This is a genomic window from Microbacterium sp. AK031 (assembly GCF_024807145.1).
Lineage (GTDB): Bacteria > Actinomycetota > Actinomycetes > Actinomycetales > Microbacteriaceae > Microbacterium.
Genome location: NZ_JANUCA010000001.1, coordinates 452,751 through 472,745, shown reverse-complemented (window position 1 = coordinate 472,745; position 19,995 = coordinate 452,751). Strand labels below are relative to the sequence as shown.

Below are 19,995 nucleotides of genomic sequence, written 5' to 3'. Positions count from 1 at the left end.
CGCCACTACCTGCCGTGGACGCGTCGGGTCGCGTCCTGCACCTCTCCGACGAGCTCCTCCAAGATGTCTTCGAGGAACAGCACGGCAGTGGTTTCTCCGTCGACGTTGCGGACTCTGGCCAGGTGGCGCCCGGCGCGGCGCATGACCGCGAGGGCGTCCTCCAGGTCGGTGTCCTCCTGCACCGGCACCATGTGGTGGATGCGCTTCGAGGGGATCGGCGCGGCAGTGGTGGTCGCGGCATCCGCCCCCTCCGATGCCCGGAGGATGTCCTTCAGATGCACGTAGCCGACCGGCGCGTCCTCTTGATCCACTATCACGTACCGGGAGAAGCCGTAGCGCGCGACCGCACGCTCGATGTCATCCGGCGTCGTCGTCTCCGGCAGCGTCACCAGGTCTCCCAGCGCCACGGCGACGTCGCGTGCCTTCTTGTCGGTGAACTCGACAGCCTTCGACACTGTGCCTGAGGCGTCCGTCAGCACGCCTTCCCGGCGCGACTGATCGACGATCGTCGCGACCTCGTCGATCGTGAAGGTCGACGCCGCCTCATTCTTGGGTTCGACGCGGAACAGGCGCAGTACAGCGTTGGCGGCGGCATTGAGCAGCCAGATGACAGGGTGGAAGACCTTCGAGACCCACACCAGCGGCGGGGCCAGGATCAGCACCGCCCGATCCGGCAGCGAGAAGGCGAGGTTCTTCGGCACCATCTCGCCGAAGACGACGTGCAGGTACGACACCAGCAGCAGAGCGATCACGAACCCGGCGACGTCGACGACCGCATCCGCCCACCCGAGCGCGTGCATCGGAATGCCGAGCAGGTGGTGGATCGCCGGCTCGGAGACGTTCAGGATCAGCAGCGAGCAGATCGTGATGCCGAGCTGCGATGTCGCGAGCATGAGGGTCGCGTGCTCCATGGCGAACAGCGCGGTCTTCGCCGCGCGCGAGCCCCGCTCAGCGCGCGGCTCTATCTGCGAGCGACGTGCCGAGATCACCGCGAACTCCGCGCCGACGAAGAAGGCGTTCGCGATGAGCAGGATCACGAGCCAGACGATTCCCATCCAGTCGCTCATCGCGTCACCTCCTCACTCGCGACGTCGACCGGCACCGGCGTGTACCTGATGCGGTCGACGCGGCGGCCGTCCATACGGACGACCTGCAGCACGCCAGAGTCCAATGTGACCTCGTCGCCGTTCGCCGGAACCCGCTCGAGCACACTCATGATGTAGCCGCCCACGGTGTCGTACACGTCTCCCTCCGGAACGAGGACGCCGGTGCGACTTCGCAGTTCGTCCGGACGCAGCTCGCCCGGGAAGGTGATGGAATCGCGGCCGCGGACCACGCCTGCCCGGCTGCGGTCATGCTCGTCCGCCACTTCCCCGACGATCTCCTCCACGAGGTCTTCGAGCGTGACGATACCAGCGGTGCCGCCGTACTCGTCTACGACGACGGCGAGCTGGTAGCCCTTGGCCCGCAGCTCCGAGATCAGCACATCCAGGTGCACGGTCTCAGGGACACGGAGCGGCTCAGTCGCCAAAGCGCCGACCGGCACCTCGGCACGGCGCTCACGGGGCACGGAGACGGCGGCTTTCAGATGCACGACACCGGTGATGTCGTCGAGGTCATCGTCGTACACGGGAAAGCGGCTGTGGCCGGTGCGGCGCGCCAGCTGGATGACGTCTTCCGCCGAGTCGCCCGCGGCGATGGCGTGCATGCTGGGCCGCGGCGTCATCACGTCGTCCGCGGAGAGCCGCGAGAAGGTCAGGGTGCGGTCGAGCAGACTGGCGGTGTCTGCTTCGAGCACGCCGGCGAGGGCGGAGCGGCGCACCAGGGATGAGAGCTCCTCGGCCGTGCGAGCGCCCGAGAGCTCTTCCTTGGGCTCGACTCCCATCGAGCGGAGGATGCCGTTGGCGCTGCCGTTGAGCAGCACGATGGCGGGTTTGAAGACCGTCGTGAACGCCACTTGGAACGGCACGACGAGCTTCGCCGTCGCCCGCGGCACCGCGAGCGCGAAGTTCTTCGGAACGAGCTCGCCGAGGATCATCGACACCACAGTCGCGATGAACATGGCGACGACGGTGGCGATCGGGCGCACTGCGCCTTCCGCGATACCCCATCCGGTGAGGACAGGGCTCAGCAGGTTCGACAGCGCCGGTTCCATCGTGTACCCGGTCAGCAGCGTGGTCAGCGTGATGCCGAGCTGCGCAGATGACAGGTGCGTCGAAGTGTGCCTCAGTGCGCTGATCGTGATCGCGAGCCGAGTCTCGCCTTTCGCCTGCCGCGCCTCGAGCTCAGCGCGGTCCAGATTGACGAGCGCGAACTCGCTGGCGACGAACAGGCCCGTCCCCACCGTGAGCAGGAGCCCCACGCCCAACATGATGTAATCCATCAGTGTCTCCCCTCCTCATCCAAGAGCAGGGGCCGGCAGTGGGGCGATGTACTACAACTGGGAGGGTCGTCCATGGTGCATCGATTCTACAGAGTCACCGGGCACCGCATCGTTGATTTCGCTGTGAGCTGGCGAGCGCTCTACCAGCTCACGGGCAGCGCCTTGCCCTCTTCGTACCCGGCGGCGGACTGACGTCCGACCAGCGCGCGGTCGTGGAACTCGGGTACGGATGCCGCGCCCGCATAAGTGAACGACGATCGAACGCCCGAGGTGATCATGTCGAGCAGATCCTCCACTCCGGGGCGCAGGGGGTCGAGGTAGATCTTCGACGAGGAGATGCCCTCGGCGAACAGCTCCTTGCGCGCGCGCTCGTACGCATCCAGGCGTCCGAACCGCGCCTGCACCGCCTTGGTCGAGGCCATGCCCCACGACTCCTTGTACACGCGACCGCCAGCGTCCGCCTGCAGTTGGCCCGGCGCCTCGATCGTGCCGGCGAACCAGGAGCCGATCATGACGGATGCCGCGCCGGCGGCGAGTGCGAGTGCGACGTCTCGCGGATAGCGCACTCCCCCGTCCGCCCACACATGCACGCCCAGCTCGTGCGCGGCCTGAGCCGTCTCCAGCACGGCGGAGAACTGCGGGCGCCCGACGGCCGTCATCATCCGGGTGGTGCACATGGCCCCTGGGCCGACTCCGACCTTGAGGATCGACGCGCCGGCATCCACGAGGTCGTGCACGCCGTCAGCGGTGACGATGTTGCCGGCGACCAGCGGGATGCCGAGGTTCAGCTCCGCGACCGTGGCCAGTGCACGCAGCATTCCTTCCTGATGACCATGCGCGGTGTCGATGACGAGCACGTCGACGCCCGCCGCGGCGAGCGCCTTCGCCTTCGCTGCGACGTCGCCGTTTATCCCGACTGCGGCGCCGACGGCCAGGCGGCCGTCGGAGTCGACGGCAGGCGAGTAGAGAGTCGAACGCAGCGCGCTGAGCGCGCTCAGGGTACCGACCAGATGCCCGTGACGCAGGACCGTGACGAGTTCGACTCCCGCCTCCGTGATGACGTCGAACGCCGCGCGCCCGCTCGTGACGTCCTCAGCGTCCAGTGCCGGGGTGCCGGAATGCACCAGGTCTCCCAGTTGGGCGTCGGGCAGGGCGGTCGCGAGTCTGGCGGCGGGAAGGATGCCGCGCACAGCGGATGCCTCGATGACCGAGCCCGCTGCGCCATCGGCGACCACGATGCCGTGACCAGCAGTGGCCGGCATGAGACGCAGCGCCTCGGCGACGGATGCCGATGGCGCAAGTACCACAGGTGTGTCCCATGCGACCGGCTGACTCTTCACGTCACGGATCGCTGCGTCCAGATCCTGCAGGGGCATGTCCTGCGGAAGGATCCCGAGCCCGCCGCGCCGGGCGAGCACGGCAGCCAGCCGAGGCCCTGTGACCGAGTTCATGTTCGAGGCGACCAGCGGGATCGTCGCGGCAGTGCCGTCCCGAGGGGCGAGATCGACCTCGAGTCTGCTCGTGATGTCAGAACGACGTGGCACCAGGAAGACGTCCGAGTAGGTGAGATCTACGGCAGGTTGCTCGCTGACGAACTTCATATCTCCACGGTAGCTTCATCCCTCCAGATCGGGCAGGCGCGCTCGCGTATCCACGCGTGAGAACACGTTAGGCTGGAGGGCAGAGCGCGCTGACCCGGGGGCCTCCCGTTTCACGCGTGGACAAAGCTTCAGCGATGAAAGAGGGCGATAGCGCGTGGCGAACCAGGTGGCCGGCGTCGAAGGTTCGGACGACGGAGATTTCGGAGCCAACTCGTGGCTCGTCGACGAACTCTACGAACAGTTCAAGATCGATCGGAACTCCGTCGACAAGGAGTGGTGGCCGATCCTGGAGAACTACAAGCAGGATGCCGCGCCCTCACCCGCTGCGTCAGCGCCTGCAACGGGTCCTGCCGCCACGACATCCGCAGAGCACCCGGTGACCGCGCCGATCCCTGTGATCGGCTCGCAGCCCGTCGCGCGCACCACGGCGAAGCCGGCAGCTCCCGCCCCGATTCCCGCTCAGGCGCCGAAACCCGAGGCCAAGTCCGCCGAGGAGTCGGCTGACGAGGACAAGGTCACTCCCCTTCGCGGCATGACCAAGAGCCTCGCCGCGAACATGGACCAGTCGCTCACTGTTCCGACCGCGACCAGTGTTCGCACCATCCCGGCGAAGCTGATGATCGACAACCGCATCGTCATCAACAACCACATGTCGCGCTCACGCGGCGGCAAGATCAGCTTCACGCACCTAATAGGCTGGGCTCTGATCCAGACGCTGAAGGAGTTCCCGAGCCAGAACGTGTTCTACGCCGAGATCGACGGCAAACCTTCTGTCGTCGCACCGGCCCACGTCAACCTCGGCATCGCGATCGACCTGCCCAAGCCCGACGGCACCCGAGCACTCATGGTGCCGAGCATCAAGCGCGCCGACACGCTCACCTTCACCGAGTATCTCGCCGCCTACGAAGACCTCGTCACCCGCGCACGGGCGAACAAGCTCACCGCTGCCGACTTCACCGGCACCACCGTCTCACTCACGAACCCCGGCGGCATCGGCACCGTGCACTCCGTACCGCGGCTCATGAAGGGCCAGGGCTGCATCATCGGCGCCGGCGCACTCGAGTACCCTGCCGAGTTCCAGGGCGCGAGCGCGAAGACGCTCGCCGAGCTCGGCATCGGCAAGACCATCACCCTCACCAGCACGTACGACCACCGCGTCATCCAGGGTGCCGGTTCCGGCGAGTTCCTCAAGAAGACGCACGAGCTGCTCCTGGGCGAGCGAGGCTTCTACGACGACATCTTCGCGGCTCTCCGCATCCCGTACGCACCGATCCGCTGGAACGCGGACATCGCAGTCGACCTCGCCGAGCGCGTCGACAAGCAGTCCCGTGTGCAGGAGCTGATCAACTCCTACCGCGTCCGCGGACATCTGATGGCCGACATCGATCCGCTCCAGTACGTGCAGCGCTCACACCCCGACCTCGAGATCGAGAGCCACGGCCTCACCTTCTGGGATCTCGACCGGGAGTTCGTCACCGGCGGTTTCGGCGGCAAGCGACTGATGAAGCTGCGCGACATCCTCGGCGTGCTCCGCGACTCGTACTGCCGAACGCTCGGCATCGAGTACATGCACATCCAGGACCCAGAGCAGCGACGCTGGTTCCAGGAGCAGGTCGAGGTCAAGTACCAGAAGCCCGGTCACGACGAGCAGCTGCGGGTCCTCCGCAAGCTCAACGAGGCCGAGGCGTTCGAGACCTTCCTGCAGACCAAGTTCGTCGGGCAGAAGCGCTTCTCACTCGAGGGCGGCGAATCGCTGATCCCGCTGCTCGACGAGATCCTGCAGGGCGCCGCAGCCGGCGGCCTCGAGGGCGCCGCGATCGGCATGGCCCACCGCGGCCGGCTGAACGTGCTCACCAACATCGCCGGCAAGACGTACGGACAGGTGTTCCGCGAGTTCGAGGGTCTTCAGGCCACAGGGAACAAGCGCGGCTCCGGCGATGTGAAGTACCACCTCGGCACCCAGGGCACATTCGTCGCCGACGATGAGTCGGAACTGCCGGTCTACCTCGCAGCCAACCCCTCGCATCTCGAGACCGTCGACGGCGTGCTCGAAGGAATCGTGCGTGCCAAGCAGGACCGCAAGCCGATCGGCACCTTCTCGTGGCTGCCGATCCTCGTGCACGGTGACGCGGCCTTCGCAGGCCAGGGCGTCGTCGTGGAGACGCTGCAGATGGCGCAGCTGCGCGGTTACCGCACCGGCGGCACGATCCATGTCGTCGTCAACAACCAGGTCGGCTTCACCACGACGCCGACGGATGCGCGCACCTCGGTGTACGCGACCGACGTCGCCAAGACCACGCAGGCTCCGATCTTCCACGTCAACGGCGATGACCCCGAGTCGGTCATCCACGTGGCGCAGCTCGCCTTCGAGTACCGTGAGCGCTTCCACCGCGACGTCGTGATCGACCTCGTCTGCTACCGCCGTCGCGGTCACAACGAGGGCGATGATCCCTCGATGACGCAGCCGCTCATGACCGACCTCATCCAGGAGAAGCGATCTGTTCGCAAGCTCTACACCGAGGCGCTGGTCGGCCGTGGTGACATCACCGAAGAAGAATACGACCAGGCCAAGGGCGACTTCCAGCGCCGCCTCGAGGTCGCGTTCGCGGAAACCCACGCGGCAGAGACCGGCGCGACGCCGATCGCTCCGGATCTCGTTCCGGTCGACGAGATCACGGGCGAACCCGATGTGACCGGCGTCTCCGCCGAGGTCGTCAGCCTCGTCGGCGAAGCGTTCGCGAACAAGCCAGAAGGCTTCACGGTGCACCCGAAGATCCAGCAGCTGCTGGACAAGCGCGTCGAGATGACGCGCAGCGGCAACATCGATTGGGGCTTCGGTGAACTCCTCGCGTTCGGATCTCTTCTCGTCGAGGGCACGCCGGTACGCCTCGCAGGTCAGGACTCGCGGCGCGGAACGTTCGTACAGCGCCACGCCGTCATGCACGACCGCGCGAATGGGCAGGAATGGCTGCCGCTGGCCAATCTCTCCGAGAACCAGGGGCGATTCTTCATCTACGACTCGCTGCTGAGCGAGTACGCGGCGATGGCCTACGAGTACGGCTACTCGGTCGAGGCGCCAGAAGCGCTCGTGCTGTGGGAGGCGCAGTTCGGCGACTTCGCGAACACCGCGCAGGCGGTCATCGACGAGTACATCTCCTCCGCCGAGCAGAAGTGGGGCCAGCAGTCCAGCGTCACGCTGCTGCTCCCCCACGGCTACGAGGGTCAGGGACCGGATCACTCGTCGGCTCGCATCGAGCGCTTCCTTCAGCTGTGCGCGCAGGAGAACATGACCGTGGCACGTCCGTCGACGCCGGCCTCGCACTTCCACCTGTTGCGCCGCCAGGCGTACGCCCGCCCGCGTCGTCCTCTCATCGTGTTCACACCGAAGGCGATGCTGCGTCTTCGCGGTGCGACCAGCAAGGTCGAGGACTTCACCCAAGGACGATTCGAGCCCGTCATCGACGACCACCGCGACCTGAGCCGCGAGAGCGTGAAGCGCGTGCTCGTGCACTCGGGCAAGGTGCACTGGGATCTTCGCACCGAACTCGACAAGAATCCGAACCCGGAGATAGCCCTGGTGCGGCTGGAGCAGCTGTATCCGACGCCGATCGATGCTCTCAAGGAGATCACCGACTCGTACCCGAACGCAGAACTGGTCTGGGTTCAGGAAGAACCGGAGAACCAGGGTGCGTGGCCGTTCCTCGCCCTCGCTTTCGCAGACGTGCCGGGGGACCGTCAGTTCCGCACGGTCGCCCGCGCGGCCTCCGCGTCGCCCGCGGCAGGGTCTTCCAAGGTGCATGCGGCAGAGCAGGCCGACCTGCTCAAGCGCGCACTCGGCGCCTGATCGTGACGCTCCGCTGCTCAGTACCAGATACCGAGCAGCGGAGCCGCCGCCGCACGGAATGCGTCGTCGATGGATGCGGCGACTTCTGCCGTGGCATCCAGCAGTCCCGCCGCTCGCAGCTGCACGGCGCTCACTCCCCCGACGTACAGCGCTGACAGCGTCGCCACATCAAGGCGGACGTCTGCCGTGGCATCCGGCTCCGGCGTGACGGTGCCGCGCCCGCCGTCGACGGCGAGGCGCCAGGAGCCGTCTGCGAAGCCGAGCGTGTCTACCACGCGGAAGACCAGCTCGATCGGCGCCCGGTACGTGCGCGACGAGAGCGCTGTCGGTACATCCAGGATGCGCAGCCAGCCGTGATCGTGCACGGCCACCTCGACACCACGCCGGTCGGCCACCAGCCATGGAAGCGGCTCGTCGATCGGGCGCAGGTCGACGCTCACCTTGTCGACCAGATCATGCTGAAGCGCGAAGCCCCAGAGTGCCGTGAGCGCGTCGGACGTCACGGCCGACAGGTGGAAGACCGTCATCTCGAAACGGAATGCATCGGGGATCTCGGCGAGCTTGTACGCCATGACTCCCCGCACCGAGCCATGCTCGTCGAGGTAGCGGACACCGCGCACTGCTGCTGCGGACGGATGGTCCGGCGTGAGGCCGGCCACACGCTCCCAACGCAGCTTCCAGCCCGCGATCTGCCCGGAGCGCTGCGCGCGTTCGACCTCGTGCAACGCCGACAGGTGATCCCTCAGCGTCTCCTTGTCGACGTACTCGATCCTGCCGACCGGCGCTGACGCCGCCCATCCGGCACGGTGCGTGTCGATCGTGATCCGCGCGACCGGAATCGCCGACGCGAAGCCGTATCGGCCGTAGATCGTCGCCTCCGATGCGGTGAGTCCGGCGACGGGGACACCGGCGGATGCTGCGGCCCGCAGCTCTCCCTCCAGAAGCGCCCGAGCGATGCCCCGCCGGCGATGGGTGCCGGAGACGGTCACAGAGCTGATCGCCCACATGTCGACCTCGCCGCCGGGAACGGTGAGTGGGGTGATCCACGAGTTCACCGTCGCGACCGGCAGCGTGCCTGTGTCTGCACCGGCCTCGAACACACCGAGGTTCCGACGTGCCTCCAAGGCGGCGATCGTCGTGGACACCGCCTCGGCGGTGGGCTCGGCATCGAGGAACCCGCGTGCGTCGGCGCGGAAGAACGCCTCGGCATCCGCAGGTGATGACATGTCGATCGTTCGATACGTCAGCTGCTGGCCGGCCAGTCGCTCGGCGGACGTGGGGTCGACAGGGATGCTGCGCGCGTCGGTCATCTCTCCACCCTAAACGCAGCCGTCGACGCGGCGTCAGAACGCGGTCTCAGTGCGCAGCGACCTGCGCGGCGCGCAGCTTCGCGAGCACCAGATCACGCAGCTCTTCCGGGGCCGTCTCCTTGCACGCACGAGCGACGACTTCTGTGAGGGTGCTGGCGACGAGCGCCTCACCCTGGCAGGAAGGGCAGTTCTCGATGTGCTCGCGGATCTGCGTGTGCTCGGTCTTGCACACCTCGTTGCGGAGGTACTCCTCCAGGTCCTGACGCGCCTTGTCGCAGCCGCAGTCGCTCATTTCTTGCTCCTCGTACCAGCCGCGGCGATTCCTCGCTCAGCGGCATATTCGGACAGCATCTCACGCAGCATTCGCCTGCCACGATGCAGGCGGCTCATCACGGTGCCGATGGGGGTCTTCATGATGTCGGCGATCTCCTGGTACGCGAATCCCTCCACGTCGGCCAGGTACACCGCCAGTCGGAAGTCCTCCGGGACCTCCTGCAGGGCGTCCTTAACCACGGACGCCGGCATACGATCGATCGCCTCGGCCTCAGCCGACCGGCTGTGCGTCGCCGTCGTCGACTCCGCACCGCCCATTTGCCAGTCCTCGAGCTCATCGATCGTGCCCTGGAACGGCTCGCGCTGCTTCTTGCGATAGATGTTGATGTAGGTGTTCGTGAGAATCCGGTACAGCCACGCCTTCAGGTTGGTCCCCTGCGTGAACGACGCCCACGATGCGAACGCCTTCACGAAGGTCTCCTGCACGAGGTCGGCCGCATCGGCGGGATTGCGCGTCATGCGCATCGCCGCCGCATACAGCTGATCCATGAAGGGGATCGCCTGCTCCTCGAACTCGCGCCGAGCGTCGCCGATCGTGTCGGCGGGTACCATGTCATCCATCACGGGCCAGTCTAAGCCGGTGATATCTGTGATCCCGCTTTCCAGCGTTGCGAGCATTCGGACTCCTTCTCGGCGCGTGCCTCGCCGTTCACTAAGGTGGAACCGATGAGCGACACGCGATATTCCACCTCCCCCGCCCGGGGCGCATACAGTGCGCCCGTAGCCGCCGGCGCTGTGCACTCGACGCTGACCATTCCGGGGTCGAAGTCGCTCACCAACCGCGAGCTGATCATCGCGGCGATCGCAGACGGCCAGGGTCGTCTGATAGCACCGCTGCATTCGGACGATTCCCAACGCATGGTCGAAGCGCTGCGTGCTCTGGGCGTAGGCATCGAAGAGATCGCCGGCGAGGGCGAGTTCGGCCCCGACCTGCTCGTGACACCCGGCCATCTGCGCGGCGGGGGCACGGTCGACTGCGGCCAGGCCGGCACCGTCATGCGATTCATCGCCCCGATCGCAGGACTCGCGGCCGAGGATGTGCACCTCACGGCGCACGAGACGGCGCTGCACCGGCCCATGGGCGCGATGATCACAGCGCTGCGTGACCTCGGCGTCGACATCGACGATGAAGGCACCTGGTCCCTCCCGTTCACGATCCGCGGTCATGGCCGCATCCGCGGAGGCAGGATCGAGATCGACGCCTCGGCATCCAGCCAGTTCGTGTCCGGCCTGCTGCTGGCCGCCCCACGTTTCGACGTCGGCCTGCACCTGGTGCACACCGGTGAGCACCTGCCGAGCCTGCCGCACATCGACATGACGATCGAGTCGCTGAGCCGCCGCGGCATCCGCATCGAACGCCCCGCGGTCGGTGAATGGCTCGTCGAGGCCGGTGTCCCCCGGGCCAAAGAGATCGCCATCGAGCCCGACCTCTCCAACGCCGCGCCGTTCCTCGCTGCGGCGATGGTGAGCGGCGGCGAAGTCTCGATCACCGGCTGGCCGCTGCACTCCACTCAGCCCGGCGCTCTGCTTCCCGACATCCTGCAGGCGATGGGCGCGCACGTCGGACGCCACAGCGGCACGATGACCGTGCGCGCCGGCGACGGCATCCGCGGTCTCGATCTCGATCTCTCCGCTGCCAGCGAGCTCTCACCCACGATCGTCGGACTCGCGGCTTTCGCCGACAGCCCGACGACGATCCGCGGGATCGGGCACATCCGCATGCATGAGACCGACCGCATCGCTGCGCTGATCGGCAATCTCACCGCCCTGGGCGGCGAAGTCCAGGAGCTCGCTGACGGACTCAGGATCATTCCCCGCCCCCTGCACGGCGGCGTCTGGTCTGCGCACCACGATCACCGCATCGCGACGACCGGTGCTCTCGTCGGCCTGCGCGTTCCGGACGTGGAGATCGACGACATCGGCACGACGGCCAAGACGCTGCCGGAGTTCACCCAGCTGTGGGATCGGATGCTGGGAGGCACCTCCGCGTGAGCTGGCTCGATCCTGACGACGACCTCGACGGCGACTTCGAGGACTTCGACGAGACCAGCATCCGGGTGCGCCCCAACCCCAAGGCCAATCGCCCTCGCACCAAGCGTCGCCCCGCGCATGAGGATGCGCAGATCGGGCGGGTCCTCGGAGTCGACCGTGGTCGTTTCAGCGTGATGATCGATGAGGACACCGACGACGAACGCACGATCACGACCACACGCGCCAGAGAGCTCCGCCGCGCTCCGATCGTCAACGGCGATCAGGCCCGCGTGGTCGGCGACACGTCCGGCGATGAGGGCACGCTGGCGCGCATAGTCGGAATCGTCGAACGCACCTCACTGCTGCGTCGCAGCGCGGATGACACCGATCAGGTCGAGCGCGTGATCGTGGCCAACGCCGATCAGATGCTCATCGTCGTCGCCGCGGCCGATCCCGAACCGCGTGCCCGCCTGGTCGACCGGTATCTGGTCGCGGCTCTGGATGCCGGCATCCGTCCGCTCCTCGTCGTCACCAAGACCGACCTCGCCGACCCCGCGCAGTTCCTGTCGCACTTCGACGGACTGGACCTGCGCGTGTTCACCAGCGCGCAGGAGGAGATGCCCATCGACGAGATCGGCGCGGCACTCATCGGGCACTCGACGGTGTTCGTCGGTCACTCCGGAGTCGGCAAATCGACACTCGTGAATGCGCTCGTGCCGTCCGCCGGCCGCGCGACCGGCCATGTGAACCAGGTGACGGGACGAGGCCGACACACCTCCTCGTCGACCGTCTCACTGCGGTATGTGAGCCCCGCGGGCACCGGATGGGTGATCGATACTCCGGGAGTGCGCTCCTTCGGCCTCGGGCATGTCGACCCGGCCAACATCCTCGCGTCCTTCACGGAGCTCGCCGAGATCGCTGAGAACTGCCCTCGAGGCTGCACGCACCTGACCGATGCCCCCGATTGTGCGCTGATCGAGGCTGCCGAACGCGGCGAGCTCGGTGCGGCAGCGCTCGCGCGTCTGGACTCGCTGCAGCGCCTGCTGCAGACCTTCGCGGACAAGGCGGAGGCGAACCAGGGGTCTCCCGGTCGATAGGCTGGGACCGTGACGAATCTGCGCCTCGAACCCGGTACCGCCGCCCCTGATTTCTCCCTGTCGGACCAGGATGGAGAGAAGGTCGCTCTGTCCGATCTTCTCGGTCAGAGGACGATCCTCTATTTCTATCCGGCGGCGATGACGCCGGGGTGCACGACGCAGGCGTGCGACTTCAGGGACAGCATCGCCTCGCTGCACGGCGCCGGTTACCGTGTCGTCGGAATCTCGCGTGACGAGCCGTCGAAGCTGGCCGAGTTCCGCGAGCGCGACGGTCTGACCTTCACCCTGCTGAGCGACCCTGACCACGCAGTGCACACCGCCTACGGAGTCTGGGGCGAGAAGATGAACTACGGCAAGGTCGTCGAGGGAGTGATCCGTTCGACGTTCGTGCTCGACGAACACGGCACGATCACGCAGGCGCTGTACAACGTCAAGGCCACCGGTCACGTCGCCCGCCTGCGGAAGATGCTCGGCGTCGACGACTGAGCGTCAGTCGCCTGCCAGATCCTCGGATGGCTCGATGCTCTCTCTGCGCGCACTCGCGAGGAGTAGGACGAGGCCGGCCGACGCAGGTGCTCCGACTCCGAGCACGAACGTCCACAGCACCGGCTGAACCGTCAGCGACGCCAGAGCGAGGCCCAGCGCGAGCACCTGCAGGACCACTCCGCCCGAACGAGCCCATGTGCGCCCCCGTCGGGTGCCGACCGCGAATGCGAACAGCGCCACCGCCCCGATCAGGGTCAGCACGATCAATGCGATCGCAGTGGGCAGCGATGCGGCCTCTCCGGCGCCGAGACCGAGCATCTCGACGAGGGCGATGACTGTGAGGGCTGCGCCTTCCAGCGCGAGCACCGCCGCTGCTGCGGCCGCCAGACGGGGTGATTGCAAGGCGTCTCCTGGGAAATCAGATTTGTAGGCACAAAATCCTTGATTTCGCGCTCGTGCTGTAACACAATGTTAACAGTCATGTGCTCCCACAGCGGCGTGGGGCGAGCAACCGCTCGCATCACTTAAGGGCGGACGACACCCCGAATTCGCCGCCCATCACCGAGCCATCGCCTTGCGACTGCTCACGAGAATCCATACCGAGGAGCCCCCATGGACTGGCGCGACAAAGCTGCCTGCCTGACTGTCGACCCCGAGCTGTTCTTCCCTGTAGGGAACACCGGACCAGCCGTCGACCAGATCGAGAAGGCGAAGACCGTCTGCGCCACCTGCACCGTGACCGAGGTCTGCCTGCAGTACGCGCTGGAGACCAGCCAGGACTCCGGAGTATGGGGCGGTCTCTCCGAAGACGAACGTCGCGCCCTCAAGCGCCGCGCTGCGCGCGCTCGTCGCGCTTCCTGAGTTCTTATGAGAGCGGCCGGCCTGCACATGCAGGCCGGCCGCTCTCATGTCAGTTCTTCAACCAGCGCATCGGGATGTCGATCAGCACATCCGTGCCCTCGGTGTCGCTGCCGCGCCACTCTATGCTCCCGCCCAGTTCCCCCTGGATGAGGGTGCGGATGATCTGCGTGCCCAGCCCCTGACCGATCCGTCCTTCAGGGAGTCCGTGACCGGTGTCGTGGACCGAGACGTGCAGCTTCTCGTCGGTGCGCACCGCGTCGATCGTCACGGTGCCCTCCTTGCCCGCGAGTCCGTGTTCGACGGCGTTCGTCACGACCTCTGTGAGGGCCAGCGCGAGCGGCGTCGCGTATTCGCTCGGAAGCACGCCGAAATGTCCTGTCGACATCGTGCGGGCACGCGTGTTGGGTGCCGCCGCGACCTCAGCCACGAGCTTGAGCACGCGGTGGAACACCTCGTCGAAGTCAACGGTCTGCGTCAGCCCCTGCGCCAGCGTGTCATGCACGACGGCGATCGCATCGACTCGCCTCATGGCCTGAGTCAGCGCATCTCGCGCCTCGTCCGAATGCGTGCGCCGCGCTTGGATGCGCAGCAGCGAGGCCACCGTCTGCAGGTTGTTCTTCACCCGATGGTGGATCTCGCGGATCGTGGCGTCCTTGGTGATCAGCTCCTGCTCCTGGTGGCGCAGCTCACTCACATCGCGGCACAGGATGATCGCGCCGATGCGTGTGCCGTGGTCCTTCAGCGGGATGGCGCGGAGCGAGACGGTCACGCCCCGCGCTTCGATGTCGGTGCGCCAAGGTGCTCGCCCTGTGACGACGACAGGAAGGGCCTCATCGACCTGCCTCGTCGACGGCAGGATGCGCGTTGTCACCTCAGCGAGCGACTCCCCCTCGAGCTCGTCGTCGAAGCCCATCCTGTTGAAGGCCGAGAGCGCGTTGGGGCTGGCGAAGGTGGTGATCCCGTCCACGTCGATGCGGATGAGCCCGTCCGATGCGCGCGGGGCGCCTCGACGAGGAGACGTCGGTGCGGCCAGGTCGGGGAACTCGCTCGACGCGATCATGCGGAACAGGTCGTTCGCACACTCGTCGAAGGTGATCTGCTGCCGCGACGGTGTGCGCGTCTCCCCCAGGTTGCTGTGCCGGGTGAGCACCCCGATCACCGGCGGTGGGTTGCCGTCCTTGCCGCGTTCACGCACGATCGGCACGGCGCGCAGCCTCGTGGGGGTCTCCTCGAACCAATCCGGTGAAGACGAGTCGACGATCTGGCCGGAGTCGAACGCCCCGCGCACCTGCGTGCGCCACTGCTGCCTGACGCCCTCCCCCACGATGTCGCGATAGAACAGCGTGGCAGCCCCGCTCGGGCGGGCGTGGGCCACGGCAATGAACGATCCGTCGTTCGTTGCGACCCAGAGCACGATGTCCGCTGAGGCGAGGTCCGCGAGCAGCTGCCCGTCGCTCGCGAGGCGATGGAGCCATTCGACATCGTTGTCGGTAAGACAACCCTGGGCAAGGACGAGATCACTGAGGGTGGACACCCCACAAGCCTAATGGCGTGCGTCGTACTGCTCAGAGCACAGCGAAGGAGGTGGCGCGCCAGCGGCGATCGAGACCTTCCAACCGGATGGCCACTGCCCTCGTACGACCAGGCCCGGCGACGATGACCACCGCTTCCACCACGCCGTCTGCCGGCACCGTCTCGCGGATGGAGAGGACCTCGAACACCGGTCTCGCCGGAGGGACACCTCGCGCGCTGCGCGCCCGAGCAGACAGGTTCGCCCTCGCCCCGAGCTTGCGGAACGCCTCCTCGCTGAACCAGCGTGCGAGCTGATCGAGCTCTCTCACTCCGGCGAACACCTCGAGCACTCCCTGAGTGAGACTTCGCAGCAGCTGCGTCGGATTGGGCAGGTCTGCTGCCGGAGTCGGCTGCGGGGCGAAGTACTCGTGAAGCGTCATCGTATTCACTTTCGTTTTCGATGCGAGCCAGTAGACCACGCGCCACGGGTCCCGCGCCAGGTCGGAAGCGCAAACTGTGGATAACTCATGCGGGTCCAGTCACTGTCCCCTACGCTCGATCGCGTGCAATGGGATCGTCTGTTCGAAGACCTGGAAGGGCAGCTCACCGCCGAATGGGAGGCGGAGCGCGCGGTTCTCGATGCCGAGTCGGAGCGACTGCGCATCGCGAAGCTCGCCCTGCGCACCCGGCTGCGCCGGCTCGAGCAGGATTCCGCGCTGATCGGTCTGCGCCTTGCAGATGGGGACCGTCGATCCGTTCGCATACGCGCCGTCGGCATGGACTGGATCGCAGCGCAGACCGCTGACAGCTCAGGCGCGCTGATCGTGCCGATGGTGTCGATCACCAGCATCGAGACCGCGCATGGTGCACTGCTGGCGACGCTGGAGGATGCTCTGCTCCCGGCCGATGAACTGCGCGAGCGGATGACACTCGGATTCCTGATGCGCGACCTCGCGCGCCGGCGCACACCGCTGCACGTCGCACTGCGCGATGGTGAGCGGGTGCACGGAACCATCGACCGTGCCGGTGCCGATCATCTCGATCTCGCGATCCACGACTCAGGTCAGGCCCGACGCGCCGAAGCCGTGCGCGCCTTCCGCCTCGTCCCGTTCGCCGCGATCATGTCGGCCAGGGTGGATGGCACGGTCATCTAGACCCCTATGACGCCGCGAGCTGAGCGCTAGTGCGTCGGCCGTTGGATTCCCCAGACTTCCGGGAAACTCGCGGAATCGGCCTGCTGCCACAGCGCCATTCGCCTGGCCTCTTCGGTCTGCTCGGCGAGATAGTCGGCGATACTGTCCTCCGCCACGCGCCAGCGCGGAGGAGTGCCCACCTGCGCACCGCGCAATCGGCCGCTCATGACGAGCGCGATCACCTCGTCGACTTCGATCGCAAGCAGCTCGGCCACCTGCGCGGGCGCGAGGAGACGAGGAGCTGATGCGGGCGAATCGGCCATGCATCCATTGTCTCGCGACCAGGACGCATAAATGCCCGAGCGGCATCACGTTGTGGATAACTTTCGACTCGACGACGGCGATTCTGTGACGATATGTGCATGATGACCCAACCACGCGCACGGCGTGCCTTCTGGGGTGACATCCGATTCCTCATCGGGGTGGCCCTGGTGATCCTCTCCATCGTCGGTGTCTGGCTGATCGTGTCATCAGCACGTCAGACGACACCCGTGCTGCAGGCGGATCGCACAATCGCGCAGGGAGAGGCTCTGATCTCGGACGATTTCCGCGTCGTGGAGGTCAGTCTCGGCAGCGTCGTGGACGGCTACCTCGCCCCGCAGGATCTCGAGCCTGGCATGGTCGCTTCGCGAACACTGGCCGACGGAGAGCTGCTGCCGGTCGCAGCGGCCGCCGACGCGCTGTCGAGTCGCACGACCAGCATCGTGATCGAAAGCAGCGTCGGTATCCCCGAGAGCGTGGACGTCGGCACTCCCGTCGAACTCTGGTTCGCGCCCCCGCTTGCCGAGACCGACGAGTTCGACGCTCCTCGCATCCTCGTCGCCGATGTCGTCGTCGCGTCGATACCCGAGGCCGACGGCATGCTCGCACAGCGGAGCGCGACGCTCGAGATCGTGATCGATCGATCCGATGTCGCCGACGTCCTCGCGGCGATCACCGCGGGCGCGGCACTCTCAGTGGTGCCGCTCGGGCACAGCTCATGACGTCGGTGCTGATCGCTCTGGCCGAGCCCCGTGCGTCCGCTCTCGGCGCGGACCTCGAACGCGACGGCATCCGGGTCGTCGACGTCGTCCATCCTGCGAAGCTGACGGCGGCACTGCTGGCCGAGGCGGATGCCGTGATCCTGCCCGCCACACGAGCGGCTCTGACGAGCGAGTTGGTGGAGGCCTGCGACCGCTCAGGTGTGCGGATCATCACACTGGGGACGGGTGACTCCCGTCTGCTCGGCCGCTACGGGCTGCCTGAAGCACTCCCCGAGGACGCCGACGCCTGGCAGATCGCCGACGCGCTCTCCGATGAGGTACCTGTCACTGCGACTCCGGCGGCCTCGTCCCGCCGCCGCGTGATCGCGGTGTGGGGACCGCACGGCGCGCCGGGACGATCGACCGTCGCCATCCAGCTGGCCGTGGAGCTGACCCGATCCGGTCAGTCCTGTGCGCTCGTCGACGCGGACACCGTGGCTCCCTCTTTGGCGCTGCTGCTCGGGCTCGGCGATGATGCACCCGGAATCGCCGCGGCATGCCGGCGTGCCGAGCTCGGCGGACTCGATGCCGCAGAACTGGGCCGGCTGGCCACGAGGGTCGAGACCAGCGGAGGCGCTCTCGAGGTCCTCGGCGGGCTCAATCGTCCTTCCCGGTGGCCCGAGCTCGCCGCAGGACGGCTGAGTGCGACCCTTCAGATCTGCCGCGAGTGGGCGGACGTGACGATAGTCGACGTGTCGGCGGCCTTCGACGCTGATGAGGAGATCACCGACGACCTCTCGGGTCCCCGGCGAAACGCCGCCACCACGACCGTGCTCCGCGAAGCGGACGTCATCCTGGCGGTCACGGCGGCCGATCCGCTGTCGGTGTCACGATTCCTCCGGGATCATGCCGAACTGCGCAGGCTCGTCGGACCCGAGACACGCATAGCGGTGGTCGCGAATCAGGTGAGACCCGGGCCACTGGGAATCGATGCCCGCGGCCAGATCCGCGGCGCGCTGGAGAGGTTCGCCGGCATCACCGACGTCGCTTTCCTGCCGCTGGATCAGCGCGCGGCAGACGCCGCTCTGCTGCATGCACGGCCGATGGCGGATGTCACGCCGCGCTCGACTCTGGTGGCCGCAGTGCGGCGCCTCGCTGCGACCCTCGAACCGCAGAGACCGGTCGCAGCGGCGGGCGTCACTGCCGGTAGTCGGCGAGGAAGTTCCCGAGCCGCTCGATGGCTTCGCCCAGCACGCGGGGCTCGGGCAGCGTCACCACTCGGAAGTGATCCGGAGTGGGCCAGTTGAACCCGGTGCCCTGCACGAGGAGGATGTGCTCGGAGACGAGCAGGTCGTAGACGAACTTGCCGTCGTCATGGATCTCGTGCACGTTCAGGTCCAGACGAGGGAAGGCGTAGAGCGCACCGAGCGGCTTCACGCATGAGATCCCCGGAATCGACTCCAGACCCTCCCATGCGACATCGCGCTGTTCGTGAAGGCGGCCGGTGGGTGAGATCAGAGCATCGATCGACTGCACACCGCTCAGCGCGGCCTGCACCGCATGCTGGGCAGGCACGTTCGGGCAGAGCCTTGTCGACGCCAGCAGTGTGATGCCCTCGAGGAACCCTTTCGCGTGATCCTGCGGCCCGGTGATGACCAGCCACCCTGAGCGGAAGCCGGCTACTCGATATGTCTTGGACAGACCATTGAAGGTCAGGCAGAGCAGATCGGGGGCGAGAGTCGCGGTGGGGATGTGCACGGCGTCATCGAACAGGATCCGATCATAGATCTCGTCCGAGAGGATCAGCAGCTCATTCTCGCGGGCGATCTGGACGAGGCCCTCCAGCACCTCGCGCGAATAGACCGCGCCGGTGGGATTGTTCGGGTTGATGATCACGATCGCCTTGGTGGCGGGCGTGATCTTGGATCGGATGTCTTCCAGATCGGGTTCCCAGCCGCTGAGCTCGTCGCAGATGTAGTGCACCGGCGTTCCGCCGGCGAGGCTCGTCATCGCCGTCCACAGCGGGTAGTCGGGCGCGGGGATCAGCACTTCGTCACCCTGATCCAGGAGCGCCTGCATCGTCATGGTGATGAGCTCGGAGACGCCGTTGCCGAGGTAGACGTCGTCAGGATCGACCGAAGGGAAGCCTTCGATCTGCTCGTACCTGCTCACTACTGCGCGACGCGCGGAGATGATGCCACGGCTGTCGCTGTAGCCGTGCGCAGTGGGCAGCGCCGCGAGCATGTCGTGCACGATCTGATGCGGCGCCTCGAATCCGAAGATCGCAGGGTTCCCCGTGTTGAGCTTGAGGACGTTGTGGCCCTCCGCCTCCAGCCGCGCCGCCTCGACGAGCGCTTTACCGCGAATCTCGTACAGGACGTTCTTGAGCTTCGACGACTGGTCGAAGTGGCGTGAAGGAGTCATTGAGAAATCCTACCGGCA

19 protein-coding genes are annotated in these 19,995 nt (G+C 66.8%); 8 read left to right on the top strand and 11 right to left on the bottom strand.

Annotated features, from left to right (window positions below; all coding sequences use genetic code 11):
• Positions 1-5: 5 nt before the first annotated feature.
• The 3 genes from HDC95_RS02160 to HDC95_RS02150 form a co-directional block, all read right to left on the bottom strand.
• Complete coding sequence (locus HDC95_RS02160; RefSeq protein ID WP_259061533.1) at positions 6-1,067, bottom strand: hemolysin family protein; 1,062 nt, start codon at positions 1,065-1,067, stop codon at positions 6-8.
• A complete protein-coding gene (locus HDC95_RS02155) occupies positions 1,064-2,383 on the bottom strand; it encodes a hemolysin family protein (protein ID WP_259061532.1) in 1,320 nt (439 codons plus the stop codon). Before HDC95_RS02155 ends, HDC95_RS02160 begins: the two co-directional genes overlap by 4 nt.
• Before the next feature lie 140 nt (positions 2,384-2,523).
• The gene (locus HDC95_RS02150; RefSeq protein WP_259061531.1) at positions 2,524-3,984 is read right to left on the bottom strand and encodes a GuaB1 family IMP dehydrogenase-related protein; all 1,461 of its coding nucleotides are present in this window, start codon (positions 3,982-3,984) and stop codon (positions 2,524-2,526) included.
• 154 nt (positions 3,985-4,138) lie between these two features.
• Between HDC95_RS02150 and HDC95_RS02145 the strand changes: the two genes are divergently transcribed.
• A complete protein-coding gene (locus HDC95_RS02145) occupies positions 4,139-7,828 on the top strand; it encodes a multifunctional oxoglutarate decarboxylase/oxoglutarate dehydrogenase thiamine pyrophosphate-binding subunit/dihydrolipoyllysine-residue succinyltransferase subunit (protein ID WP_259061530.1) in 3,690 nt (1,229 codons plus the stop codon).
• Positions 7,829-7,845: 17 nt separating this feature from the next.
• Here the strand turns inward: HDC95_RS02145 and HDC95_RS02140 are convergent, their stop codons facing one another.
• Genes HDC95_RS02140 through HDC95_RS02130 form a run of 3 tightly spaced genes read right to left on the bottom strand, consistent with a single transcriptional unit; the run spans position 7,846 to position 10,089 of the window.
• A complete protein-coding gene (locus HDC95_RS02140; RefSeq protein WP_259061529.1) occupies positions 7,846-9,138 on the bottom strand; it encodes a GNAT family N-acetyltransferase in 1,293 nt (430 codons plus the stop codon).
• Between the two features lie 46 nt (positions 9,139-9,184).
• On the bottom strand, positions 9,185-9,430 hold the full coding sequence (locus HDC95_RS02135; RefSeq protein WP_033104707.1) for a zf-HC2 domain-containing protein: 246 nt from the start codon (positions 9,428-9,430) through the stop codon (positions 9,185-9,187).
• Positions 9,427-10,089 (bottom strand): sigma-70 family RNA polymerase sigma factor, encoded by a 663-nt coding sequence (locus HDC95_RS02130; RefSeq protein ID WP_396652617.1) that lies wholly within the window; start codon positions 10,087-10,089, stop codon positions 9,427-9,429. The genes HDC95_RS02135 and HDC95_RS02130 overlap by 4 nt, the downstream gene beginning before the upstream one ends.
• Before the next feature lie 48 nt (positions 10,090-10,137).
• On the opposite strand from HDC95_RS02130, the gene aroA reads away from it, so the two are divergent.
• Genes aroA through bcp form a run of 3 tightly spaced genes read left to right on the top strand, consistent with a single transcriptional unit; the run spans position 10,138 to position 13,025 of the window.
• A complete protein-coding gene (gene aroA / locus HDC95_RS02125; protein ID WP_259061527.1) occupies positions 10,138-11,463 on the top strand; it encodes a 3-phosphoshikimate 1-carboxyvinyltransferase in 1,326 nt (441 codons plus the stop codon).
• The gene (gene rsgA / locus HDC95_RS02120; RefSeq protein WP_259061526.1) at positions 11,460-12,539 is read left to right on the top strand and encodes a ribosome small subunit-dependent GTPase A; all 1,080 of its coding nucleotides are present in this window, start codon (positions 11,460-11,462) and stop codon (positions 12,537-12,539) included. The genes aroA and rsgA overlap by 4 nt, the downstream gene beginning before the upstream one ends.
• 9 nt (positions 12,540-12,548) lie before the next feature.
• A complete protein-coding gene (gene bcp, locus HDC95_RS02115; RefSeq protein ID WP_259061525.1) occupies positions 12,549-13,025 on the top strand; it encodes a thioredoxin-dependent thiol peroxidase in 477 nt (158 codons plus the stop codon).
• A gap of 3 nt (positions 13,026-13,028) precedes the next feature.
• Here bcp and HDC95_RS02110 read toward each other — a convergent pair whose 3' ends face one another.
• Complete coding sequence (locus tag HDC95_RS02110) at positions 13,029-13,427, bottom strand: hypothetical protein (RefSeq protein ID WP_259061524.1); 399 nt, start codon at positions 13,425-13,427, stop codon at positions 13,029-13,031.
• A 210-nt stretch (positions 13,428-13,637) separates the two neighbouring features.
• Between HDC95_RS02110 and HDC95_RS02105 the strand changes: the two genes are divergently transcribed.
• Complete coding sequence (locus HDC95_RS02105; RefSeq protein ID WP_033104713.1) at positions 13,638-13,886, top strand: WhiB family transcriptional regulator; 249 nt, start codon at positions 13,638-13,640, stop codon at positions 13,884-13,886.
• Between the two features lie 49 nt (positions 13,887-13,935).
• Here the strand turns inward: HDC95_RS02105 and HDC95_RS02100 are convergent, their stop codons facing one another.
• Both HDC95_RS02100 and HDC95_RS02095 read right to left on the bottom strand, forming a co-directional pair.
• On the bottom strand, positions 13,936-15,420 hold the full coding sequence (locus HDC95_RS02100; RefSeq protein WP_259061523.1) for a sensor histidine kinase: 1,485 nt from the start codon (positions 15,418-15,420) through the stop codon (positions 13,936-13,938).
• 31 nt (positions 15,421-15,451) lie between these two features.
• On the bottom strand, positions 15,452-15,838 hold the full coding sequence (locus HDC95_RS02095; RefSeq protein WP_259061522.1) for an Rv3235 family protein: 387 nt from the start codon (positions 15,836-15,838) through the stop codon (positions 15,452-15,454).
• An 87-nt stretch (positions 15,839-15,925) separates the two neighbouring features.
• Between HDC95_RS02095 and HDC95_RS02090 the strand changes: the two genes are divergently transcribed.
• Positions 15,926-16,552, top strand: a complete 627-nt coding sequence (locus HDC95_RS02090) for a hypothetical protein (RefSeq protein WP_259061521.1) — start codon at positions 15,926-15,928, stop codon at positions 16,550-16,552.
• A gap of 26 nt (positions 16,553-16,578) precedes the next feature.
• Here HDC95_RS02090 and HDC95_RS02085 read toward each other — a convergent pair whose 3' ends face one another.
• Positions 16,579-16,854: a helix-turn-helix domain-containing protein gene (locus HDC95_RS02085; protein ID WP_259061520.1), complete on the bottom strand. Its 276-nt coding sequence runs from the start codon at positions 16,852-16,854 to the stop codon at positions 16,579-16,581.
• A gap of 99 nt (positions 16,855-16,953) precedes the next feature.
• Between HDC95_RS02085 and HDC95_RS02080 the strand changes: the two genes are divergently transcribed.
• A complete protein-coding gene (locus tag HDC95_RS02080) occupies positions 16,954-17,574 on the top strand; it encodes an SAF domain-containing protein (protein WP_259061519.1) in 621 nt (206 codons plus the stop codon).
• Complete coding sequence (locus HDC95_RS02075; RefSeq protein WP_259061518.1) at positions 17,571-18,860, top strand: P-loop NTPase; 1,290 nt, start codon at positions 17,571-17,573, stop codon at positions 18,858-18,860. The genes HDC95_RS02080 and HDC95_RS02075 overlap by 4 nt, the downstream gene beginning before the upstream one ends.
• On the opposite strand, the gene HDC95_RS02070 is transcribed toward HDC95_RS02075, so the two are convergent.
• The gene (locus HDC95_RS02070) at positions 18,751-19,977 is read right to left on the bottom strand and encodes a pyridoxal phosphate-dependent aminotransferase (RefSeq protein ID WP_259061517.1); all 1,227 of its coding nucleotides are present in this window, start codon (positions 19,975-19,977) and stop codon (positions 18,751-18,753) included. The genes HDC95_RS02075 and HDC95_RS02070 overlap by 110 nt on opposite strands.
• Between the last annotated feature and the right edge of the window lie 18 nt (positions 19,978-19,995).

Excerpts from the sequence above, each read along its gene's own strand:
- HDC95_RS02160 (WP_259061533.1), bottom strand. The coding sequence starts at position 1,067 with ATGAGCGACTGGATGGGAATCGTCTGGCTCGTGATCCTGCTCATCGCG.
- HDC95_RS02155 (WP_259061532.1), bottom strand. The coding sequence starts at position 2,383 with ATGGATTACATCATGTTGGGCGTGGGGCTCCTGCTCACGGTGGGGACG.
- HDC95_RS02150 (WP_259061531.1), bottom strand. The coding sequence starts at position 3,984 with ATGAAGTTCGTCAGCGAGCAACCTGCCGTAGATCTCACCTACTCGGAC.
- HDC95_RS02140 (WP_259061529.1), bottom strand. The coding sequence starts at position 9,138 with ATGACCGACGCGCGCAGCATCCCTGTCGACCCCACGTCCGCCGAGCGA.
- HDC95_RS02135 (WP_033104707.1), bottom strand. The coding sequence starts at position 9,430 with ATGAGCGACTGCGGCTGCGACAAGGCGCGTCAGGACCTGGAGGAGTAC.
- HDC95_RS02130 (WP_396652617.1), bottom strand. The coding sequence starts at position 10,089 with ATGCTCGCAACGCTGGAAAGCGGGATCACAGATATCACCGGCTTAGAC.
- aroA (WP_259061527.1), top strand. The coding sequence starts at position 10,138 with ATGAGCGACACGCGATATTCCACCTCCCCCGCCCGGGGCGCATACAGT.
- HDC95_RS02105 (WP_033104713.1), top strand. The coding sequence starts at position 13,638 with ATGGACTGGCGCGACAAAGCTGCCTGCCTGACTGTCGACCCCGAGCTG.
- HDC95_RS02095 (WP_259061522.1), bottom strand. The coding sequence starts at position 15,838 with ATGACGCTTCACGAGTACTTCGCCCCGCAGCCGACTCCGGCAGCAGAC.
- HDC95_RS02090 (WP_259061521.1), top strand. The coding sequence starts at position 15,926 with ATGCGGGTCCAGTCACTGTCCCCTACGCTCGATCGCGTGCAATGGGAT.
- HDC95_RS02085 (WP_259061520.1), bottom strand. The coding sequence starts at position 16,854 with ATGGCCGATTCGCCCGCATCAGCTCCTCGTCTCCTCGCGCCCGCGCAG.
- HDC95_RS02080 (WP_259061519.1), top strand. The coding sequence starts at position 16,954 with ATGATGACCCAACCACGCGCACGGCGTGCCTTCTGGGGTGACATCCGA.
- HDC95_RS02075 (WP_259061518.1), top strand. The coding sequence starts at position 17,571 with ATGACGTCGGTGCTGATCGCTCTGGCCGAGCCCCGTGCGTCCGCTCTC.
- HDC95_RS02070 (WP_259061517.1), bottom strand. The coding sequence starts at position 19,977 with ATGACTCCTTCACGCCACTTCGACCAGTCGTCGAAGCTCAAGAACGTC.